General features: G+C 46.8%; 18 protein-coding genes. 13 read left to right on the top strand and 5 right to left on the bottom strand.

Annotation, left to right across the window (positions count from 1 at the left end; genetic code table 11):
• Positions 1 to 201 precede the first annotated feature (201 nt).
• From AKL11_RS04395 to AKL11_RS04365, 7 genes are all read left to right on the top strand, one after another.
• On the top strand, positions 202 to 705 hold the full coding sequence (locus AKL11_RS04395; RefSeq protein WP_067515432.1) for a DUF4124 domain-containing protein: 504 nt from the start codon (positions 202 to 204) through the stop codon (positions 703 to 705).
• Positions 706 to 1,078: 373 nt separating this feature from the next.
• Positions 1,079 to 2,272: a nitrogen regulation protein NR(II) gene (glnL, locus tag AKL11_RS04390; RefSeq protein WP_301335647.1), complete on the top strand. Its 1,194-nt coding sequence runs from the start codon at positions 1,079 to 1,081 to the stop codon at positions 2,270 to 2,272.
• Between the two features lie 2 nt (positions 2,273 to 2,274).
• Positions 2,275 to 3,729 (top strand): nitrogen regulation protein NR(I), encoded by a 1,455-nt coding sequence (gene glnG, locus AKL11_RS04385; protein ID WP_067515431.1) that lies wholly within the window; start codon positions 2,275 to 2,277, stop codon positions 3,727 to 3,729.
• 104 nt (positions 3,730 to 3,833) lie between these two features.
• Positions 3,834 to 4,319, top strand: coding sequence for a hypothetical protein (locus AKL11_RS04380; protein ID WP_067515430.1), 486 nt, complete (start codon positions 3,834 to 3,836; stop codon positions 4,317 to 4,319).
• A gap of 146 nt (positions 4,320 to 4,465) precedes the next feature.
• Positions 4,466 to 5,182 (top strand): fimbrial biogenesis chaperone, encoded by a 717-nt coding sequence (locus AKL11_RS04375; protein WP_095210174.1) that lies wholly within the window; start codon positions 4,466 to 4,468, stop codon positions 5,180 to 5,182.
• A 108-nt stretch (positions 5,183 to 5,290) separates the two neighbouring features.
• Positions 5,291 to 5,929 carry a lysoplasmalogenase gene (locus AKL11_RS04370; protein ID WP_067515428.1) on the top strand — a complete coding sequence of 213 codons (639 nt, stop codon included), beginning with the start codon at positions 5,291 to 5,293 and terminating at the stop codon, positions 5,927 to 5,929.
• A gap of 2 nt (positions 5,930 to 5,931) precedes the next feature.
• The gene (locus tag AKL11_RS04365) at positions 5,932 to 6,630 is read left to right on the top strand and encodes an aspartate/glutamate racemase family protein (RefSeq protein ID WP_067515427.1); all 699 of its coding nucleotides are present in this window, start codon (positions 5,932 to 5,934) and stop codon (positions 6,628 to 6,630) included.
• Here the strand turns inward: AKL11_RS04365 and AKL11_RS04360 are convergent.
• Entirely contained in the window at positions 6,623 to 7,210 is a 588-nt protein-coding gene (locus AKL11_RS04360; protein WP_067515426.1) for a DUF3605 domain-containing protein, read from the bottom strand. The genes AKL11_RS04365 and AKL11_RS04360 overlap by 8 nt on opposite strands.
• A 77-nt stretch (positions 7,211 to 7,287) precedes the next feature.
• Positions 7,288 to 7,656 carry a DUF4156 domain-containing protein gene (locus AKL11_RS04355; RefSeq protein ID WP_067515425.1) on the bottom strand — a complete coding sequence of 123 codons (369 nt, stop codon included), beginning with the start codon at positions 7,654 to 7,656 and terminating at the stop codon, positions 7,288 to 7,290.
• Positions 7,657 to 7,805: 149 nt separating this feature from the next.
• On the opposite strand from AKL11_RS04355, the gene AKL11_RS04350 reads away from it, so the two are divergent.
• Positions 7,806 to 8,012 carry a hypothetical protein gene (locus tag AKL11_RS04350; protein WP_157673416.1) on the top strand — a complete coding sequence of 69 codons (207 nt, stop codon included), beginning with the start codon at positions 7,806 to 7,808 and terminating at the stop codon, positions 8,010 to 8,012.
• A gap of 40 nt (positions 8,013 to 8,052) precedes the next feature.
• Positions 8,053 to 8,658 (top strand): NirD/YgiW/YdeI family stress tolerance protein, encoded by a 606-nt coding sequence (locus AKL11_RS24435; RefSeq protein ID WP_095210173.1) that lies wholly within the window; start codon positions 8,053 to 8,055, stop codon positions 8,656 to 8,658.
• Between the two features lie 51 nt (positions 8,659 to 8,709).
• Here AKL11_RS24435 and AKL11_RS04340 read toward each other — a convergent pair whose 3' ends face one another.
• From AKL11_RS04340 to AKL11_RS04330, 3 genes are all read right to left on the bottom strand, one after another.
• Complete coding sequence (locus tag AKL11_RS04340) at positions 8,710 to 10,794, bottom strand: TonB-dependent hemoglobin/transferrin/lactoferrin family receptor (protein ID WP_157673415.1); 2,085 nt, start codon at positions 10,792 to 10,794, stop codon at positions 8,710 to 8,712.
• A 731-nt stretch (positions 10,795 to 11,525) separates the two neighbouring features.
• Positions 11,526 to 13,592: a TonB-dependent hemoglobin/transferrin/lactoferrin family receptor gene (locus tag AKL11_RS04335; protein WP_095210171.1), complete on the bottom strand. Its 2,067-nt coding sequence runs from the start codon at positions 13,590 to 13,592 to the stop codon at positions 11,526 to 11,528.
• 336 nt (positions 13,593 to 13,928) lie between these two features.
• Positions 13,929 to 14,339 (bottom strand): thiol-disulfide oxidoreductase DCC family protein, encoded by a 411-nt coding sequence (locus AKL11_RS04330; RefSeq protein ID WP_067515946.1) that lies wholly within the window; start codon positions 14,337 to 14,339, stop codon positions 13,929 to 13,931.
• Between the two features lie 200 nt (positions 14,340 to 14,539).
• On the opposite strand from AKL11_RS04330, the gene AKL11_RS04325 reads away from it, so the two are divergent.
• Genes AKL11_RS04325 through AKL11_RS04310 form a run of 4 tightly spaced genes read left to right on the top strand, consistent with a single transcriptional unit; the run spans position 14,540 to position 17,375 of the window.
• Complete coding sequence (locus AKL11_RS04325; RefSeq protein ID WP_067515421.1) at positions 14,540 to 15,229, top strand: energy transducer TonB; 690 nt, start codon at positions 14,540 to 14,542, stop codon at positions 15,227 to 15,229.
• Between the two features lie 42 nt (positions 15,230 to 15,271).
• Positions 15,272 to 16,036 (top strand): MotA/TolQ/ExbB proton channel family protein, encoded by a 765-nt coding sequence (locus AKL11_RS04320; RefSeq protein ID WP_067515420.1) that lies wholly within the window; start codon positions 15,272 to 15,274, stop codon positions 16,034 to 16,036.
• A complete protein-coding gene (locus AKL11_RS04315; RefSeq protein WP_067515419.1) occupies positions 16,033 to 16,470 on the top strand; it encodes an ExbD/TolR family protein in 438 nt (145 codons plus the stop codon). Before AKL11_RS04320 ends, AKL11_RS04315 begins: the two co-directional genes overlap by 4 nt.
• Positions 16,470 to 17,375, top strand: a complete 906-nt coding sequence (locus AKL11_RS04310; protein WP_067515418.1) for a heme/hemin ABC transporter substrate-binding protein — start codon at positions 16,470 to 16,472, stop codon at positions 17,373 to 17,375. Before AKL11_RS04315 ends, AKL11_RS04310 begins: the two co-directional genes overlap by 1 nt.
• Positions 17,376 to 17,386 lie beyond the last annotated feature (11 nt).

Genomic DNA, 17,386 nt, shown 5'->3' with positions numbered 1-17,386 from the left:
CGCTAGCAACTAACAAGAGTTGGATAAATGACAAGATGGTTGGTATCACTGACAATCTATATCTGTTCAATACTGACCACTGCTATTAAAATCGGCAGCAGGTAAACGATATAACTTCGAATAGATTGACACTTCTCAGGGATTTTCAGGCTTATGATAAAGAACAGGGTTCGGCTTTTCTCCAGCATATTGCTTGCTGCTATGTCCTGTACTCTTTTTGCGAGTTCTGTCTCTGCAGCCATCTATAAGACCGTTGATGAGGAGGGTAATGTTGTATTTTCGGACAGTGCACCTGCAGGAAAACCTTCTGAAGAAGTGAAGCTTAAACCGCTAACGCCCATACCATCGCCTCAATCTGGCCTAAACATATCGAAACCTAAACCAGAAGAGCAGAAGATAGTCAGTTATAAGAAGTTAGAGATAGTTGAGCCGACTCCGGGGGCAACCATTCAAAATCAAGATAGCTTTAACGTTCGTATTGCTTTGGCGCCCGGGATTCAGCCGGGTCACCGCATCCGCCTTTTGTTAAATGGCAAGCGAGTTGGTGAATCTTCCGGGCAGCTGAGCTTTACTGCCAGTAATGTGGAAAGAGGCAGTCAGGTACTGACCGCTGAAATTCTGGATGAAAACAGTAAAGTGATCAAATCTGCGAAAAGCACTGTTTTTGTGCACCGCGCTATTGCACCTCCGCCCCCACCGTCATAAAACCCAAACTCTCCAGTTAACTCATTTCTTGCTGTTGATATCGCTGTCTCGAAAACAGAGATGGCGATCCCTTCTCATATGGTGCACCATTATGGTGCGCACGTATTTGCTGTTTTACGTCTAACCCTTGGCAATACACGGAGCAACAATTTTTAAAACTCTGGTTTGATTTTTGCAGGTTAAAGAAAACGTTACTCAAGATCGTGCTCTAAAAATAACTGTCTTAAGTAGTTGGCCATATGGAATCGAATATTTCTGGCTGAGTGGACGGTTACTATGCAAGGCACAACGAAGGGAGCATAGCCGTAGCTATGTGACCGGAGTTGTAACGCCGCAGAGTGACTGTCAACTTAGTCAGAAAATATGATTTCATGTGGTTAACTACTTAAAAACAGGGCAACCGGAAATACAAAATGACACCATGAAGAATTCACTATCTGACTCTTTTGTTGAGGCTGTTCCGGAGTCGGGAACAACTCAAAGCGTTATTCTGGACAATCTGACCACGGCAGTGATGTTGCTGGATGATGAGTTCAAAGTGATCACCCTGAACCTTGCTGCTGAAGCCCTTTTGGATACCAGTTTAAAACGGTTACTGAGTCAACCAGTGACGTCTATTGTCGCGGAAGAACACTTTAAGGTAGATCTGGACAGAAGCCTGACTCAGGGGGAACTCTTTACCCGACGGGAAACGGAGGTCAGCATTAATGGTGAAATAGCCCTGGTTGATTACAGTATTTCGCCCATCGATCACGGTAAAGCCCGGTTGTTGCTGGAAATCAATCATCGTGACCGCATGCAGCGCATCACCCGGGAAGAATCTCTGGTAGCCCGGCAGGAAACGTCGAGAATACTGGTGCGTGGCATGGCCCATGAAGTGAAGAATCCATTGGGTGGTATTCGTGGTGCTGCGCAACTGTTGGATCGTGAACTATCCGACCCCGGTCTTAAAGAATTCACAGAAATTATTATTCAGGAAGTCGATCGCCTCCGTGATCTTGTGGATCAGATGTTAGGGCCGCTTCAGCCACCCAAAATGGATGACGTGAATATTCTGGAAGTGCTTGAACGGGTTATTCAGATCATCAATGCAGAAACCGGTGGTGAACTTAAATTGAAGCGGGATTATGACCCCAGTATTCCAGAGTTCCCCGGTGATTTTGAGCGACTGATTCAAGCGGTTTTAAATCTGGTTCGTAATGCCATGCAGGCCGTTGAGCAGGTTATGCCGCTCTCTGAAGGTCAGATCACGCTGCGCACACGAATTGCACGACAATTCACCATTGGCAACCAGCGTCGTCGGTTAGTTTGTCATCTGTCGATTATTGATAACGGCCCCGGTATTCCGCCAGCGCTGATTGAAAATATCTTCTACCCCATGATCAGTGGCCGTGCTGAAGGTACTGGGCTTGGTTTGCCTATGGCTCAGTCAATTATCAGTCTGCATCAGGGGCTGATCGAGTGCGAAAGCAAACCCGGCGAAACCATTTTTAACGTCTATTTACCGCTGACGAATGATTCCGTATCGACAGCAGGTGTCAGTGAACATCACAGGAGTGAGGGGTGAGTATGAATATGAATTCAAAAGTCTGGATTGTGGATGATGATCAGGCAATACGCTGGGTTCTGGAAAGAGCTCTGAGTTCAGCAGGTATTGAAACCCAGGCTTTTGATGCTCCTGAAAAAGTACTGACCGCGCTGGAGCGTGATGAGCCTGAGGTGATTATCAGTGATGTTCGTATGCCGGGCATGAATGGGTTGGATCTGCTGAAAGCAGTGCATGAGAAAAAGCCGGATATTCCCGTGATCATCATGACTGCGCACTCCGATTTGGACAGCGCCGTTTCCTCTTATCAAAGCGGTGCATTTGAATACTTACCAAAACCCTTCGATATCGATGAAGCAGTAGCGTTGGTTAAACGTGGTCAAGAGCATAGACAGCAACAGCTGGCGGATGCACCGGTGCAGGAAGTGGTTGAATCCACAGAAATCATTGGTGAAGCGCCGGCGATGCAGGAAGTCTTTCGAGCTATCGGACGACTGTCGCATTCCAATATTACCGTATTGATCAATGGTGAATCGGGCACTGGTAAAGAGTTGGTTGCCAAGGCTCTGCATCGTCATAGCCCTAGAGCCGAACGCTCATTTATTGCTTTGAATATGGCCGCGATTCCACGGGATTTGATTGAATCAGAACTGTTCGGGCATGAAAAAGGTGCCTTCACCGGTGCAGGCGGTTTGCGGCGCGGACGGTTTGAACAAGCAGGCGGTGGCACACTGTTCCTTGATGAAATTGGCGATATGCCAGCAGATACCCAAACGCGATTGCTCAGAGTGTTGGCAGATGGTGAGTTCTATCGAGTGGGCGGACACACGCCAGTAAAAGCCGATGTTCGTATTATTGCTGCTACACACCAAAACCTGGAAAAGCTGGTGGAAGAGGGTAAATTCCGTGAAGACCTTTTTCATCGATTGAATGTCATACGAGTTCACCTTCCAAGGCTGCGAGATCGTCAGGAAGATATTCCAAGGCTTGCCCGATTCTTTTTGGACAAAGCAGGCAAGGAGTTGGAGGTTGAGCCCAAAATCCTGAATCCAGAAACTGCGACCTATATCAGCGCACTGGATTGGCCCGGAAACGTCCGACAGCTTGAGAACACATGCCGCTGGCTGACTGTTATGGCGTCCGGTCGAGAGGTATTAATTTCTGATCTTCCACCAGAGCTGATGGACCAGGCCGACAATGACGGGGCCTTTGCCGGTTACGGCAACTGGCAGCAGTTATTGCGGCAATGGTGTGATCGTGAGCTGACCGCGGGTCACTCAAGTATTCTGGATCAGGCGGTTCCGATTTTTGAAACCATCGTTATTGAAGCAGCCCTTGCCCATACCGGTGGTAGAAAGAAAGACGCTGCCGAGCTTCTGGGCTGGGGACGGAATACGTTAACTCGAAAAATAAAAGAGCTTGGTCTGGAATCTGCTCAGGAAGAAAGTGCTTCAGAAGAAGAGCCTTTAATGGCTTGATGGTGACGGACTGATATAAGGGAGCCTTTCAGGACGTAAGGAAATGGCGCTTTCCTGTTGCTGCCTATACTGAACGTATCATGTTGCAGTAAGGCAGTAATAACATGGAACGGACTCGTAAAATTCGCCAGGGATTTGGCGCTTTGCTTCTGGCTGGTGTGTTCACCGCCATCTCTTTGACAGGTTCTCATGCGGCCACTCAAGGCACATTGGGAAACACGTCCACCGGTTCATTTTCCATTACTTTGGTGGTTCATCCTTCCGCGCAGGCGAGGATTGGGCAATCGGTGATGGATGAACAGGGTGACCATCAGATCATTCCCACCGATACCCTCCGGTTTAGTAAGCCAGTGTCGCTTTGTGTGGCAGCCAGGGGAATGAATCATTTCAGTCTTGTGTCGGATGGTGCAGAGGGTGTTGGTTTAACCGTGCAAGACACCGATGGTCGCTTGCCGATTACAAGGCAGCCTTCGAACCCCATTGGCGTAGAAAGAAATTGTCGTGAAAGCAGTCGGCAACTGGTTGCCATCCCTTCTGATGAATTTCGGGGTTCTACACAACCCGCAGTACTGGTGATTCAAGCGGAATAACTGCTCCAAGGCTCCTGGAAATAGTGGAGCCTTGCTTTTTTATCCCTCTTTAATTCAATCGCCGTTTGAGTTTATTTTCATAACCCATAAAATAATGGAAAGTCTGTACTTTGTTGTATAACAACAACTCACCGGAATTGAATCTAATGCTGAGAAATAAGATCGCCAGTTTGATAAGCCTGATGGCAATGCTGGTTATCAGCTCCCAGGCCATGGCGACCATGTCGCTGGATCGCATGATCGTCTACTTTAAGCCTGATCAACTGCCACGGCAGGATATTATTGTCACCAACCCCGACAAAGAAAATCTCTACCTGCAGACGGAAGTCTATAAAGTGGTGAATCCGGGCACGGAAAAAGAAGAGCGAGTGCGGGTCACCGATCCAACCGAAATAAAGCTGCTGGCAACTCCGGGCAAAGCGGTGATTTCTCCCAATGGCAGAAAGACCGTACGTTTGGTCAGCCTTGAAACCCCAAAAGAGAAAGAGTTGGTTTACCGTGTGACTTTCCGCCCCGTGGTTGGTGAATTGGAAGCCAAGCAAACAGCCATCAAACTGCTGGTGGCTTATCAGGCGTTGGTTTTTGTGCGACCTGAGAATCCGAAATATAAAGTCTCTGCCAAAGTGGCGGGCGGAAAGATGACGTTTACCAACAGCGGTAACATCAATGTCGTGCTCCGTAATGGCAAATACTGCACCAGCAAAAAGCCTGAAAGCTGCACTGATTTGAGTGATGGTAATCGTATATATGCCGGTGAGCATTGGGAAATGCCTCTGCCAGAAGCGGCGAAAACCGGCAAAGGTTTTATTCAGTACGGCTTATTTGACGGTGAGTTCGAAGAGACTGAGCAATTCTCTCTTTAGTTTCCTTCCTAAGCCATAAATATCACGATTCCAGTGTATTTATGGCTTGGTATTAAACGTCAATCTCTGCATAATTTCCCCACACTAACAATAAGAACAACCACACTCATGTCTAAAAGATTCACACTTGCTTTCTGGCTACTGTCGCTTATCTATCTGGTATTTATGAATGCGATGCCGTCGGCACTGGCCGTCGTTTCAAAAGCGGCGCCCATTCTCTTACTCCTTGTTCCTGTCTGGTCAATGCTCGCTGGAAAACTGCGAATCGGCATGGTGATTGCGATTATTTTCTCCGCGGGTGGCGACATCTTTCTTGCATTGGATGGCGTAGCCGGAGATTTCTTTGTGCCGGGTCTCGGGAGTTTTCTGATTGCTCAAGTAACGTACGCGGTGTTGTTCTGGCAGAGAACGGCCTTTAACAACCGACAGCGCTGGTGGTTGGCCGTGTTGTATATTCCAGTCGTTGCTGTTTTAGCCTGGTTTATTTTACCCGCCAGTGGCGAGTTGATGATTCCAGTTACAGCTTATCTGTTGGCGATCAGTGCCATGGTTTTGGGTGCCGCGTTTTGTCAGCGCCCTTGGCAGTGGTTGTTTCTTGGGGCTTCGACCTTTGCGATTTCGGATAGCTTGATTGCCATCAATAAGTTTCTCTATCCGTTGCCTTATGCTTCGCTGATGATCATGGTGACCTATTACCTGGCTCAATACATGATTGTTTCTGGCATTTTGAAACCTGAGACTAAATAAGTATGAAAACCATCGGCATGCTGGGTGGAATGAGTTGGGAGTCGACCGCCCACTATTACCGGCTGATTAATGAAGGCATCAAAGAAGCATTGGGTGGCCTTCACTCCGGTAAAATCCTACTGCACAGTGTTGATTTTGCCGAAATCGAACAATTACAGCATCAGGGAAAATGGGATCAGGCTGGGCAGGTTCTGGCAAATGCCGCTCGAAGCCTGGAGCTGGCGGGTGCCGACGGCGTCATGATTTGCACCAATACCATGCACAAAGTGGCACCTGTCGTTGAACAGGCATTATCCATTCCCCTGTTGCACATTGCTGATGCTACGGCTCAGGCATTGGTAAAGGCTGGCGTTTCCAAAGTCGGATTGATGGGAACGGCATTCACCATGGAGCAGGATTTCTACAAAGGTCGGCTGGTTGAAAAATACGCATTGGATGTACTTATTCCAGATGACCTGCAGAGAACAGTCGTTCACGACATCATCTATAACGAACTCTGTCTTGGTTCTATTCAGGATGCATCAAGACAGGCTTACATCGATATCATCCATAATCTGACAGAGCAGGGCGCTAAGGCAATCATCCTTGGTTGCACTGAGATTGGCTTGTTAGTGCAGCAGGAACATGTTGCGACGCCACTGTTTGATACAACGGCAATTCATGCTGCAGAGGTGGTTCGTTGGATGTTGGAGTCTAATTGATCGGCCTTTTCCTGCAGGGAAGCCGTTCGATCATAGCCGGTACTCTGGAGGGTTTAGTCAGTCTATCTCGCAAGAATATATGTGCATGAGCCAACCCTTTAACCGAACGGTGAGAGGGTGGGTTGATATAAATAATCCACTCAAAACCTGGCTCTTCAAACAGTTCGGGAAAGTGCTGGCGTAGCAGCTCCTTAGATTTGCTCCGCAGCACGTTATCATCCCACTCAGAATCCGTACTGAACATAAGCACCTGATAAACCCCTTCTTCCAGCCAATAGCCATAATTATTTTGAGTGAGTTCGTAACGATTGGGGCAACCATGCTCGATACAGAGCAGGACTTGGGCTTCTGTCATCCCAAAAATATTGCGTAAGACTGCAAATTCAGGGGGTAAACCTTGAGCCCTCAGCTTCTCTCGGTGATCCAAATAGGATTTGTGGGTTTCATCTGAGCGGGATGGCGGGAGTGGGCTCAAGGTCTCCAACTCCTGCCAGGATAAGGCATCAGCATAAGATTGGCTGAAGGCCGTCAGTAGGGGCGCAAGCAGGCAAAGCGCCCAGAGGTATTTTTTACTGAACATACTATTTTATTAGCCATACCACTTAGATTCGACAGTATGGCTTAAAAATTGGAGCTGTCTTCATCTGATGGAGATAATCATGGATTTACTGGCTTTTCTAACCCTGATTTGGATGCAGAGCTTGTACAGTCATAGGCGTTGGCCATCATAGTGACTGAGCCAACAAACTGAAAAGGCCGGTATAAATAGAGAGTATCAGCACCCAACGCTGCCGCTTTTATGCTCATCTGGTTGATGGTGCCCCAAATCATATCTTTGTCGCTGTGCAGAAAGTGATCATAAAAATGCCCTTCAGAACCAAAGACCGTACCTTTTAGCGTGCAGTGCTGAATTCGCTGGGTTTCATCCCAGATAACACTGATTTCTTTGGATTCTTCGGTGGGAAAGGTAATGCAGCCACTAAGGGCTGAAGCCAAAATGACAGGGATGAACGGCTTACAATTCATTAGGTTACATCAAAGAAAAAGAGTGGCGCGCAGTATATGAAAAAGCTCTGTTATAGAAATAAGTGCAAACCCTGCGCTAGTAGCGGAATAAAGAGAAATCTACTGGCTTTGACTATCCTGATTCAGCGGAGCTTAAAATTGAGACAATAATGATGGAAAGGACTTATAACTGCATGCAGTTTGGCGTGTGTGAAATATGCGGGCTGGCGCAGCTGCCTGATGAACTGTCATGCTTGATGATACCGCTGAACACAGCGAATACTCAGTATTTCACGCTGTTTTACTGTTCTCATAATCCACAGTGTCACCAGCAGGCTATGTGCCAACTGGCCAGTAAAGAGAAAGAGTTTCAATAGCATTTTGAAATCTTTCCAAACGTCATCTTTTGATAAAAGGATGAAGAGTAACTATATTGCTTACTCGGCTACACAGATAACCAATAAGAGAGCCTGTTATACCCGTCGCCTTTCAAGTTGCTACTTTGTTGGCTGCACTCGATTGCCGCCGCGTAGCAACATGAAATCCTTTGGGTATATTCCCAACCTGCGAATGGATTCCGGTCAGATATCCCGTCTGGCGTCGATAAGTGGTAATGGACCCACAGAGACATATACGATGAAAAAAGGATATTTACTCCCTATCCTGCTGACAGGCGTGATGACCGGTGCTTGTTCTCAGGAAAGTGCAGATAACCCAGAGATTGAGAGGCTCTCTTACTTCTCTAGCCAGCCTTCCTATCAGAAATACAGCGTTGAAGAGGTTCTTCGCCATTCTGAAGATGAAGAACTGGTGAAAATTTCCGGTGAAATCATCCAGCAAATCAAAGATCGCATTTACCTGTTTCGAGGTGAAACCGGTGATATCAAAATTGTGATTGAGGATGGTGTGATGCCTGAACAGGGTGTGATGCTGAAATCGCCAGTGCAAATACGTGGTGAAGTGGATAACCCGGTGGATAGAGCACCGCGGGTTGAGGTGGATGCTATTCAGTATGTGTTTTGAAGTTGAATGGTTTCCCATGAGTTGTTCATAGGAAACCATTTTGGTCGTGGCTTAGAATGTGTAAGTCATATTGACTGCGACATTACGACCGGGTTGGGCGTAGCGATCGAGGCCTGAATAATTGCTATCTCGCCCATCAACATCCATCAAATTCCAGTATTTTTTATCTGACAGATTGAACAAACCAGCACGTAGAATCAAATCTTCTGATGGCTTGTAATAGCTGGTTAAATCTACCATGCCGTATCCGGAGGGATTAAACTGCTCTTTACCATCAGGTGCGAAAGCACTCGGGGCAATATTGGTGACTTTTGAATCGCTCTTGCCTTTAACCAAAGTCCATATCAGTTCGCCACCCCAAGTGTCAGAGGCATCATCATAACCTAACCCAATTACTGCAGTTAGTGGCGCCACACTATTCAGATAATCTCCAGTGGTTTCATTTTTGCCTTCGGTCCAAGCAAGAGAACTCCGCAGGGTGGTGCCTTCGGGAGCATTAATGGCCTGATCCAGCCAAATCTCACTTTTTAATTCGATACCCTTAATAGTGGCTTCGCCGATGTTTAGTTTTTGAAAGACTTCGACAGCACCATCCATCCCCACTTGTTCTTGATCAATAAAGTTCTTGTACTTGGTGTAGAAACTGGTCAGTTCAAAACCGCCGATAGCATTTTCACCCCTCAAGCCAACCTCGTAAGAGTTACTTTCTTCAGGCTTTAAATTTGGGTTTGCCAAGAGTGCCTGTGAGGTGTTGCTGTATGTATAGTACATATCCAGGTAGCCCGGTGCTTTGAAGCCCTGACTAAATTGAGCAAATGCAGAAAGACCGTCTGTAAATTTGTAAACTGTTCCAAGCCGACCGGTAACCTTACTATCTGAGCTGTCATTGATTTGTTCAGATGGGTTGCTGGCTTTTGATTCAGGATTAAAATCAAACTCATCGTAACGGATGCCAGCAGTGATACTCAGTTGCTGATTGATTTGAACATCGTCTTGAACAAATAGGCCTAGCTTGGTTACTGTTGTTTCAGGGATGTAATCTTTAAGCGTTATCTTGTATGGTTGATTTGGTTTGAATTCGTATTCAACACTGTCATTGCTTACTTTAGTGTGGTTGTAATTAAAGCCATAAACTAGGCTGTGCTCTAGTCCACCAACTGATATTGCCTTATTCAACTGGGCACCAAGAAGTGCGCTTTGCTCTTCGTATGCGTAGTCCTTGATGCGAAACTTATCAGTCGAAGGCTGAAAGGTCTTCATCCGAGTTTTACTATTTTGGAGATCGACTTGCCAGTCAAGAGTATCAAAAGCGGTGAGACCTGCAGACCACTGATGATCGAAACCAACTCGGTAACGTGTGACCTTATCTTTACCGGTAGTATCATCACCAACAATACCCGCAGTCTTTAATTCGACGTCAGACTCGGACTCATAAAATTCACCGGTGAGACCAATACGGTTTGAATCATTGACTTGATACTGAGCTTTAGTGAGAAGGTTGTTTAGCCCAGTGTCAGAGGGATTTGCCTGACCACGTGCACTTCCAACAATATTGTCGCCACTATGGGTATCAGTTTCTTTAGAATCACGACGAGTATAAATAGTCATCGTTTCCAGATCCCCGGTACGATTGGCGATAGCAATCGTTTCAGTGAAGCCCTCGTTTACACTGGCATATCCTGCTTTTATAGACGCGGAGGTATCATCACCTTTGGCGTTTAATAAGTCCGCAGGATCTTTTGTTTGGAACGCAACCATCCCTCCAATAGCGTCACTACCATAAAGGCTGGAGGCGGGTCCTTTTACAATTTCAACGGCCTTCAGTGTTTCCACGTCAACAAAGTTTTGTTGGCTGCTCATAAATTCAGAGCCAGTGCCTACTGAAAATGCCTGTGCCTGATCAACGCCATCAACAGTAATTTTGACACGGTTGCCGGACATGCCACGAATCGTGAAGCCATCCTGACCACCTCGAAAACCTTCTCCAACCTGAACCCCCGGCTCATAACGAACAAGGTCCTTAATATTCTGAACCATCTCCTTTTCCATCTGCTCACTATCAATAACGGTTACCGTACCTGCTACATCTTTAAGCTGTTTTTCTGAGCGGGTTGCAGTCACAGTCACCTGATTCATCAGAGTTGGCTGATATTTTTTTGGAGAATCTTCTGCAGAGGTTTCCGCCAGAACGGCAGAGGTTTGAACAAGAGACACGGTGGCTGCCATCACAGCCAGCGCCAGAGAATTTTTTGAAAACTTCATTATTTCAAACTGTACCAGTGTAGGGCTTAGCAGCCACAAATGTTGCACTCTGACAGTCGACCATGACTGCCTACTTCTTGGCATCTCAAACTTACTAATAAGTAATGAGAATAATAATCAACACGATAATAGTTTTTTTATAAGGTAAATGTAAATCGTTATCATTTGAATATTGCGGCGGGATTGCACTTACATTCATAGGTCTTTGACGTAGATCAAGACTGGAAGCTCTTCTGGCAGGCGGTACGGAGTTTGAAAGGAAGTGAATTGTTACTTTTAGCATCCAGATGCGTAAGCAGGCGAGAATCATTCTTCGGATGAGTCCCACGGAGACCGAGGTTGTCGCAAAACTCCAAACATCTCGTTCCCATGCTCCGAGGTTGTCGCAAAACTCCAGAAACCTCGTTCCCACGCAGAGCATGGGAACCAGAACAAAAGCCTCCAACTCTGACTCCCATGCTTTTATGTCCTTTGGGTATTGCGTGGGAGCCGGCAATCCTGATGTTTGGGGTATGCATTCCCACGCTGGAGCATGGGAACGAGTTGATTGGAGTTTTTCGACAACCTCAGGCCGCGGGACTGAGATCAACAAGGTTATATTAGATTTAGAACGAATAGCGCAAGTTCATACGATAGCTACGACCAGCTTGGTGCAGTTGTTGCCAGGCAGCTCTATAGTATTTGTCTTCAGCGTTCTTTATAAGAAAGTCAGCCTTCAGGCCTTTTAAACTACCAGTGGACGGTTCATAAGTGGCGTAGAAGTCGACAAGATTATATCCGGGGTATTCAGTAACCGTTTCAGAAGGATCAACCCGGTTTTGGTCGTCAACATGGGTGTAGCGTGTGCCAAACTTTAAGTCGCCCTGGAACGCTAGGTAAGCAAGATCAGCAACGATTTTGTCAGCAGGAATGCTTCCTAAATCTTCGCCGGTGCTTTTATCTTTGCCACGGGTTTGACCATAGGATAGGCCTGCTTCAATATTCTGAATACGATACTGACCTGCAATTTCAAAACCCTTCAGCTCTGCATCGTCCACATTCTTCCAGCTGGTTTTGCTGTCAAACGCCATGCCAGGGCCAAATGGAAATTCAGGGTCATAAGTGTATTGGTTAATAAAATTATCTATGTCATTTTGAAAGACGCTGGCATTCACTCGAAGCTCGTCTTCTCCAAGGATATCTGCAAACTCCATTCGGGCAGATAATTCTTTGTTCTGTGCTGTTTCCGGTTTCAGGTCAGGGTTTGGCACAAATACGTTTTTAAACATGGGGCCCATGGAAAAGTGGGTGCCTGTAGAGAACATCTCTTCCATACCGGGGACTCGGAATGCTTCATTATAGCTTGCGGTTAGAGTTAACCAGTCGTTAGCTGACCAAATTAAACCAATCGATGGTGATAAGGCATGGTCGTCTTGTTTTTTGTCGGCAACATTAGATCCTGAGCGATTATCTTCTGCAGTGAAACTGTCGTATCTGAGCCCGGCTTGAAGTACCCACTCCTGTGTTAAATGGGCGCTTCCCTGGACAAATGAACCGAATGTAATGGATTTACCATCCAGTGACTCGGGGCGTGAGTTATCAGCAGCGCCAGAAGTGTCTCGTTTCGTGGTGATTTCATTCTGGTAAGCATCAATACCATAAGTGAGCTCAATGTCATTGACCACGGATAGATTGGTGAGTGCTAAACCATTGGTCTTATAACGAGTGTTATCTTTTTGTCCTTGGGAAACACGATCTTCTTCGAACTTGGTGTAGTTGTGGAAGAGTTGGAGTCTTGCGTCAATCAGTTCGCTTTCAGGGTTGAGTAACCAGGATGCAGAAAGATTGGTGCTTTCTGAATCTCTTTCAATAAGGGGGGAACTGGTGCCTGCATTTGTTGTTGGGTTGCTGGGAACAAATCCGTTGTAACTGCCATGCTGAGCTTTAAATTCGAATCGGTTATCACTATCAAGATCCCAGCCCAGTTTGGTCAAGCCTCCTTGTTCTCTTGAACCACTGTTTTCAAGGTCTTTTCCATTCCCGAGTTCGTAATTTTCTCCATCGTTGTAATAGCCGTTAACTAACCAGTCTACGTTATCCTGAACACCGAAGAATGAACCACTGGTAAGAGAGCGGCTATTATTTGTGTGATATCCCTGAGAAATATAGCCACCAAAGCTTTGTCCGTCTTCAAGGAGGTCTGAAGCGTCTTTAGTGTTTTGTAGAACAACACCGCCGATAGCGCCTGAACCCCAGAGGCTACTTGATGGCCCTTTGATAACCTCAATTGATTTAAGAAGTTCCGGGTCAGTAAAATAAGTGCCACGATGGCCATTTGAAAAGTTTTGACGTGCACCATCAACCACTTGCAATACCCGGATGCCTTCCAGTCCACGAATGTTCACGCTTTGGGCGCTTGCTCGCGGGCCACCGGATACAGTGACATTTGGAAGGAAATCGAGAAGTTCTGGAACGGAGGCTGCTTGCTGCTGCTCGATTTCTTCCTGAGCGATGACTTCAATTTTTTGCGACACTTCCGAGTAATCTTTTTCAAATCGTGTTGCAGTTACCGTAACCTGTTTCAGTAAGGCAGGCTCTTCTTTAATATTAGCTGCTACAGCACTTTGAGCTGAAGAGAATGAAAAAGTCGCGGCCATAACCGCAAGCGCCAGCTTGTTCTTCGAAAACGTCATTGTTGTCTGTACCGGTGTTGGTGTTGTTCTTGAGGGGGTTACGACCCTGTGACTCTATTTTTCTTGTGTTGCCTGATTGCGATATTGCACAGTCAGCATTGTTAGCGAACGCAATACTAATCAGTAATTATTCTTAATGCAAATCGTTATCATTTATATTTCTATCTAATGGATGGATAGAAATAACTAAGAGCTTCTTGCCGTTGGGCTTTAGAGTTATTGGAGTTAAGTCAAAGAAAAGTCGCTTACAGAAGTATCGGGAGGTTGTCGCGAAACCTTCGAAGCATGGGAGCTAGGTTTCTGGAGTTTTGCGACACCCTTATCGGGGAAGGGCGATTATTTATGGTTACATTCATTCTTGCCAAGCAGCGGTCCAAGCATTCGTGAGAGGCCATGACGGTTTCGAGCAAATGCCCGATACCCAAGGTCGGCTACACAGGCGACACCTGGCCAGCGTAAGGGCGCAATAAAAACACCCATCCCAACCGCTTCCCAGGCGGCAAGTGTCGCATCAATGCCTTTCACTACACGACCATCGGCAAGTTTTGCGTGAATAAAGCGATCCAGCTCTTCTGGATCAAACTCTGGATAATTTTCCTGAAAGCCTTCCCCCTTGATATCAACCAGCTTCAGCAGCTGCTTGCGGTTCATACCGGAAAGATGGTTGATCTCACGCATACAAATCGGACAGCTTCCGTCGTAAAACAGTGTCACGGGGAGTGTGATCTCGGCTCTTTTTAATGCCATTTCGCCCTCCATAAATTACGAATAAGCGCCTCTGCATGGTGATCAGTACGGCTCAAATAGTGCTTTAGATCAACTAATTATCGGATATTACTAATTTGCACAAATAATGCGAATTATTATCATTTAGGTTATTGAAGGTGGTCAGCACATAGAGTACTCTACGATGCTGAAAATTGAGTCATTTATAGACGATCCGGGTTATGCCTAAAAAACTCCTAGTTACATTGCTGGTTTCCATTGCTGCTCACGTAGCTGCGGTGATCGCTTTGGATAATGAGGCATCTGAACCCAGAATTATCCAAATGGGGTCTATTCAGGCGCCGGTCTCTCTGAGCTTTTCGACGGTTACTCAACCAAAGGTTGAGGAATCTGCTGTGAAAGACGAAGTGCAGCCTGAGCCAGAAATTGAGGTAGCACAAAAGCCTCAGCCTAAAGCCAAGCCACTCTTAAAAAAGAGAGTAAAGAAAAAAGAACCGCTAAAGAAAAAGCCAGAGCCAAAACCCGAAGTAGCTGAAAAACCAAAACCAGTAGAGAAAGAACAGAAACCCGTAGAGCCAGCCATGGAACGCACGGTCACCAAAGAAAGTATCGCTCCGGGGTTGAGCGATGAGCCGGTCATGGTAAGTGAACCTGCGATTCAAAACTGGGTGGAACCACGCTATCCGAAGTTGGCGCAACGCCGTAATCAGCAAGGCGTAGTGATGTTGGATGTTGTGGTTGATGAGCGCGGCGCGCCACTGACGATCGATATTTTAGAGTCATCGGGTTATCCGGTGCTCGATAAGGCGGCCATTGATGCGGTGAAACGGTGGTCGTTTAAGCCTGAACAGAGAAATAGCCAGTTTGTTAAGTCGCGGGTTCATATTCCCGTTGCTTTCGAAATTAGTTGATTGGTTTTTACAGATTTTATAGAAGATTAAGCGAGTAACGCCATGTTGACAGAAAATTTTACCTCTCTGGGAGTGATGGCCTGGCCATTGTTGATCACCTCCTGTCTTGGGCTGGCGATGATTCTTGAACGTCTGGTGACGTACGCTATGTTGCCCTCTTTGAATCGAAAAGGACTGACGGAGATCTTTAACGATGTTCGTCAATGCTGTGGTTGTGGCAAAAACGACAGTAAAAGTGCGCTTTGTCAGAGTATGTGCAAAGGCAAAGGTATCCGTCAGGGCATTGCGGTTTTGCTCAGCCACAGTGGCGGTAATAAAGCGATGCGTGAAGAAGTCGCCGGCCTCTGGCTCTTGAAACAAAAACGCAGTTTGAATGCCTGGCTGAAGCCTCTGATGCTGATCGGAACTCTTGCGCCGATGCTTGGGCTGTTGGGTACTGTTTTAGGCATGATTGATATGTTTCAGGATATCGCTGCCATTGCCGGGCCAGTAACACCGGATGTGCTCGCTGCTGGCTTGTGGCAGGCAATGTTTACTACTGCGTATGGTTTGATCATTGCGATACCCGCTCTGGCTGCTGCCCACGGATTTGGAGTTTGGGCGAACCATTACCTTGCCAAGCTGGAGTTTGCGCTGAACCATATCAATCTTCTGTTGGAAGGCGTGACCATGAACGACGATGGTATGGCAACAACCAGCGCAACAGAATCATCGGCAGTCAACAGCGTAAAAAAGCATTCAGTGAATAACGGATGTTCCTCAACACCAGATACAAACATGATGGATGCTGGGGCAGTAGCGGCATGATTCAGATCAGCGACATTGATGAAACCAGCGCTTCGCTGTCTATGGCGGATCTGACGCCATTGCTGGATGTGGTTTTTATCGTCATGGTGTTTTTGCTGTTCACTGCCAATGTGCAGACGCTCAGCCTGCCGGTGGATTTGCCTCAGGCCACTCAGCAGGAAGCCTCGGTGACCAGTGTGCCGAAGACGGTAACCGTAAGTATTCTGGCTGAAGGTGAGCCTTGGGCACTGGAAGATCAGAAGTTCAGTGATTGGGAAGTGTTTGCCACTGCCTTGTTAACAAAGGTTCAGCAAGAGCCTGACACAACGGTGTTGATTGCGGGGGATAAAGACGCCCCGCTGGGCAATCTGGTGGAGCTCATGATGTTTTTGAGCCAGCACAAAATTGAAGCTGCGCAAGTACTGATGGAACAGGAAACCAAAAAGGGTAACTGATGAAAACAACGATGAAACCGCTGATTCTGTCTACTTTGATTGGGCTATCTGCAAGTGCTGCCGTTGCGGCAGAAACACACGACACACAGCGCATTATTTCTGCCGGCAACGGTGTGACAGAGATTATCTATGCACTGGGTGCCGGTGATCAGGTGGTTGCCGTTGATCAAACCAGTACCTGGCCTGCTGAGGTCAATAAACTACCAAGGCTGGGTTATCACAAACAGTTGTCTGCTGAGGGTATTCTGGCGCTTGAACCCAGTATGTTGATTGGTACCAGTGATATGGGACCACCTTCAACGCTGTCTCAGTTGAAGAGTGCGGGTGTTGATGTGGAAGCGATTCCTCTTGAACACAGTGCTGAAAGCATTGAACAACAGATTACGACGCTGGCAGAAATCCTTGGCAAAGAAGAACAGGGTGAAAAACTCTGGGATGAGATCGATGCATCTTTAGGAGAAGCTCAGGCACTTGCCGCTAATTACGAAGCAGAGCATGGTGAAAAAGTACCTGTGCTGTTTGTTCTGGCTATGGGCGGTCGAGCGCCGACCGTTGCAGGCAGTGGCTCTGCAGCCAATGCGTTGATCGATCTGTCCGGTGGTTATAATCCGGCGGCGGAACAGTTCAAAGGTTACAAAGGCCTTTCCAACGAAGCCTTGCTGTTATTGGCTCCGGAAGTGATTGTCTTTCCCGGCTCCAGAAGTAACCCGAATATGACGCCAGAAAAACTGATGGAGCAGATGCCCATTCTCAAGCAAACACCGGCAGGCAAGAATGGACGTGTAGTGGCGATTGATGGCAACCTGCTTCTGGGTGGTCTTGGGCCAAGAACCGGTGACGTTGCTTTGTCACTGGCGAAAACTTTTTATGCTCCAGAAGACGACAATAATCTTCAAATTAACTGAAAAGGATAAGA

This window comes from Endozoicomonas ascidiicola, assembly GCF_001646945.1.
GTDB classification, from domain to species: Bacteria; Pseudomonadota; Gammaproteobacteria; order Pseudomonadales; family Endozoicomonadaceae; genus Endozoicomonas; species Endozoicomonas ascidiicola.
The sequence above is the reverse complement of the archived record's forward strand: the minus strand, read 5'-3'. Positions and strand labels throughout refer to the sequence as shown.

Coding starts and splice junctions, on each gene's coding strand:
- AKL11_RS04335 (WP_095210171.1), bottom strand. CDS start 13,592: ATGACGTTTTCGAAGAACAAGCTGGCGCTTGCGGTTATGGCCGCGACT.
- AKL11_RS04380 (WP_067515430.1), top strand. CDS start 3,834: ATGGAACGGACTCGTAAAATTCGCCAGGGATTTGGCGCTTTGCTTCTG.
- AKL11_RS04310 (WP_067515418.1), top strand. CDS start 16,470: ATGAAAACAACGATGAAACCGCTGATTCTGTCTACTTTGATTGGGCTA.
- AKL11_RS04360 (WP_067515426.1), bottom strand. CDS start 7,210: ATGTTCAGTAAAAAATACCTCTGGGCGCTTTGCCTGCTTGCGCCCCTA.
- glnG (WP_067515431.1), top strand. CDS start 2,275: ATGAATATGAATTCAAAAGTCTGGATTGTGGATGATGATCAGGCAATA.
- AKL11_RS24435 (WP_095210173.1), top strand. CDS start 8,053: ATGAAGAGTAACTATATTGCTTACTCGGCTACACAGATAACCAATAAG.
- AKL11_RS04330 (WP_067515946.1), bottom strand. CDS start 14,339: ATGGCATTAAAAAGAGCCGAGATCACACTCCCCGTGACACTGTTTTAC.
- AKL11_RS04355 (WP_067515425.1), bottom strand. CDS start 7,656: ATGAATTGTAAGCCGTTCATCCCTGTCATTTTGGCTTCAGCCCTTAGT.
- AKL11_RS04325 (WP_067515421.1), top strand. CDS start 14,540: ATGCCTAAAAAACTCCTAGTTACATTGCTGGTTTCCATTGCTGCTCAC.
- AKL11_RS04395 (WP_067515432.1), top strand. CDS start 202: ATGTCCTGTACTCTTTTTGCGAGTTCTGTCTCTGCAGCCATCTATAAG.
- AKL11_RS04375 (WP_095210174.1), top strand. CDS start 4,466: ATGCTGAGAAATAAGATCGCCAGTTTGATAAGCCTGATGGCAATGCTG.
- AKL11_RS04340 (WP_157673415.1), bottom strand. CDS start 10,794: ATGAATCAGGTGACTGTGACTGCAACCCGCTCAGAAAAACAGCTTAAA.
- AKL11_RS04350 (WP_157673416.1), top strand. CDS start 7,806: ATGATGGAAAGGACTTATAACTGCATGCAGTTTGGCGTGTGTGAAATA.
- AKL11_RS04370 (WP_067515428.1), top strand. CDS start 5,291: ATGTCTAAAAGATTCACACTTGCTTTCTGGCTACTGTCGCTTATCTAT.
- AKL11_RS04315 (WP_067515419.1), top strand. CDS start 16,033: ATGATTCAGATCAGCGACATTGATGAAACCAGCGCTTCGCTGTCTATG.
- AKL11_RS04320 (WP_067515420.1), top strand. CDS start 15,272: ATGTTGACAGAAAATTTTACCTCTCTGGGAGTGATGGCCTGGCCATTG.
- AKL11_RS04365 (WP_067515427.1), top strand. CDS start 5,932: ATGAAAACCATCGGCATGCTGGGTGGAATGAGTTGGGAGTCGACCGCC.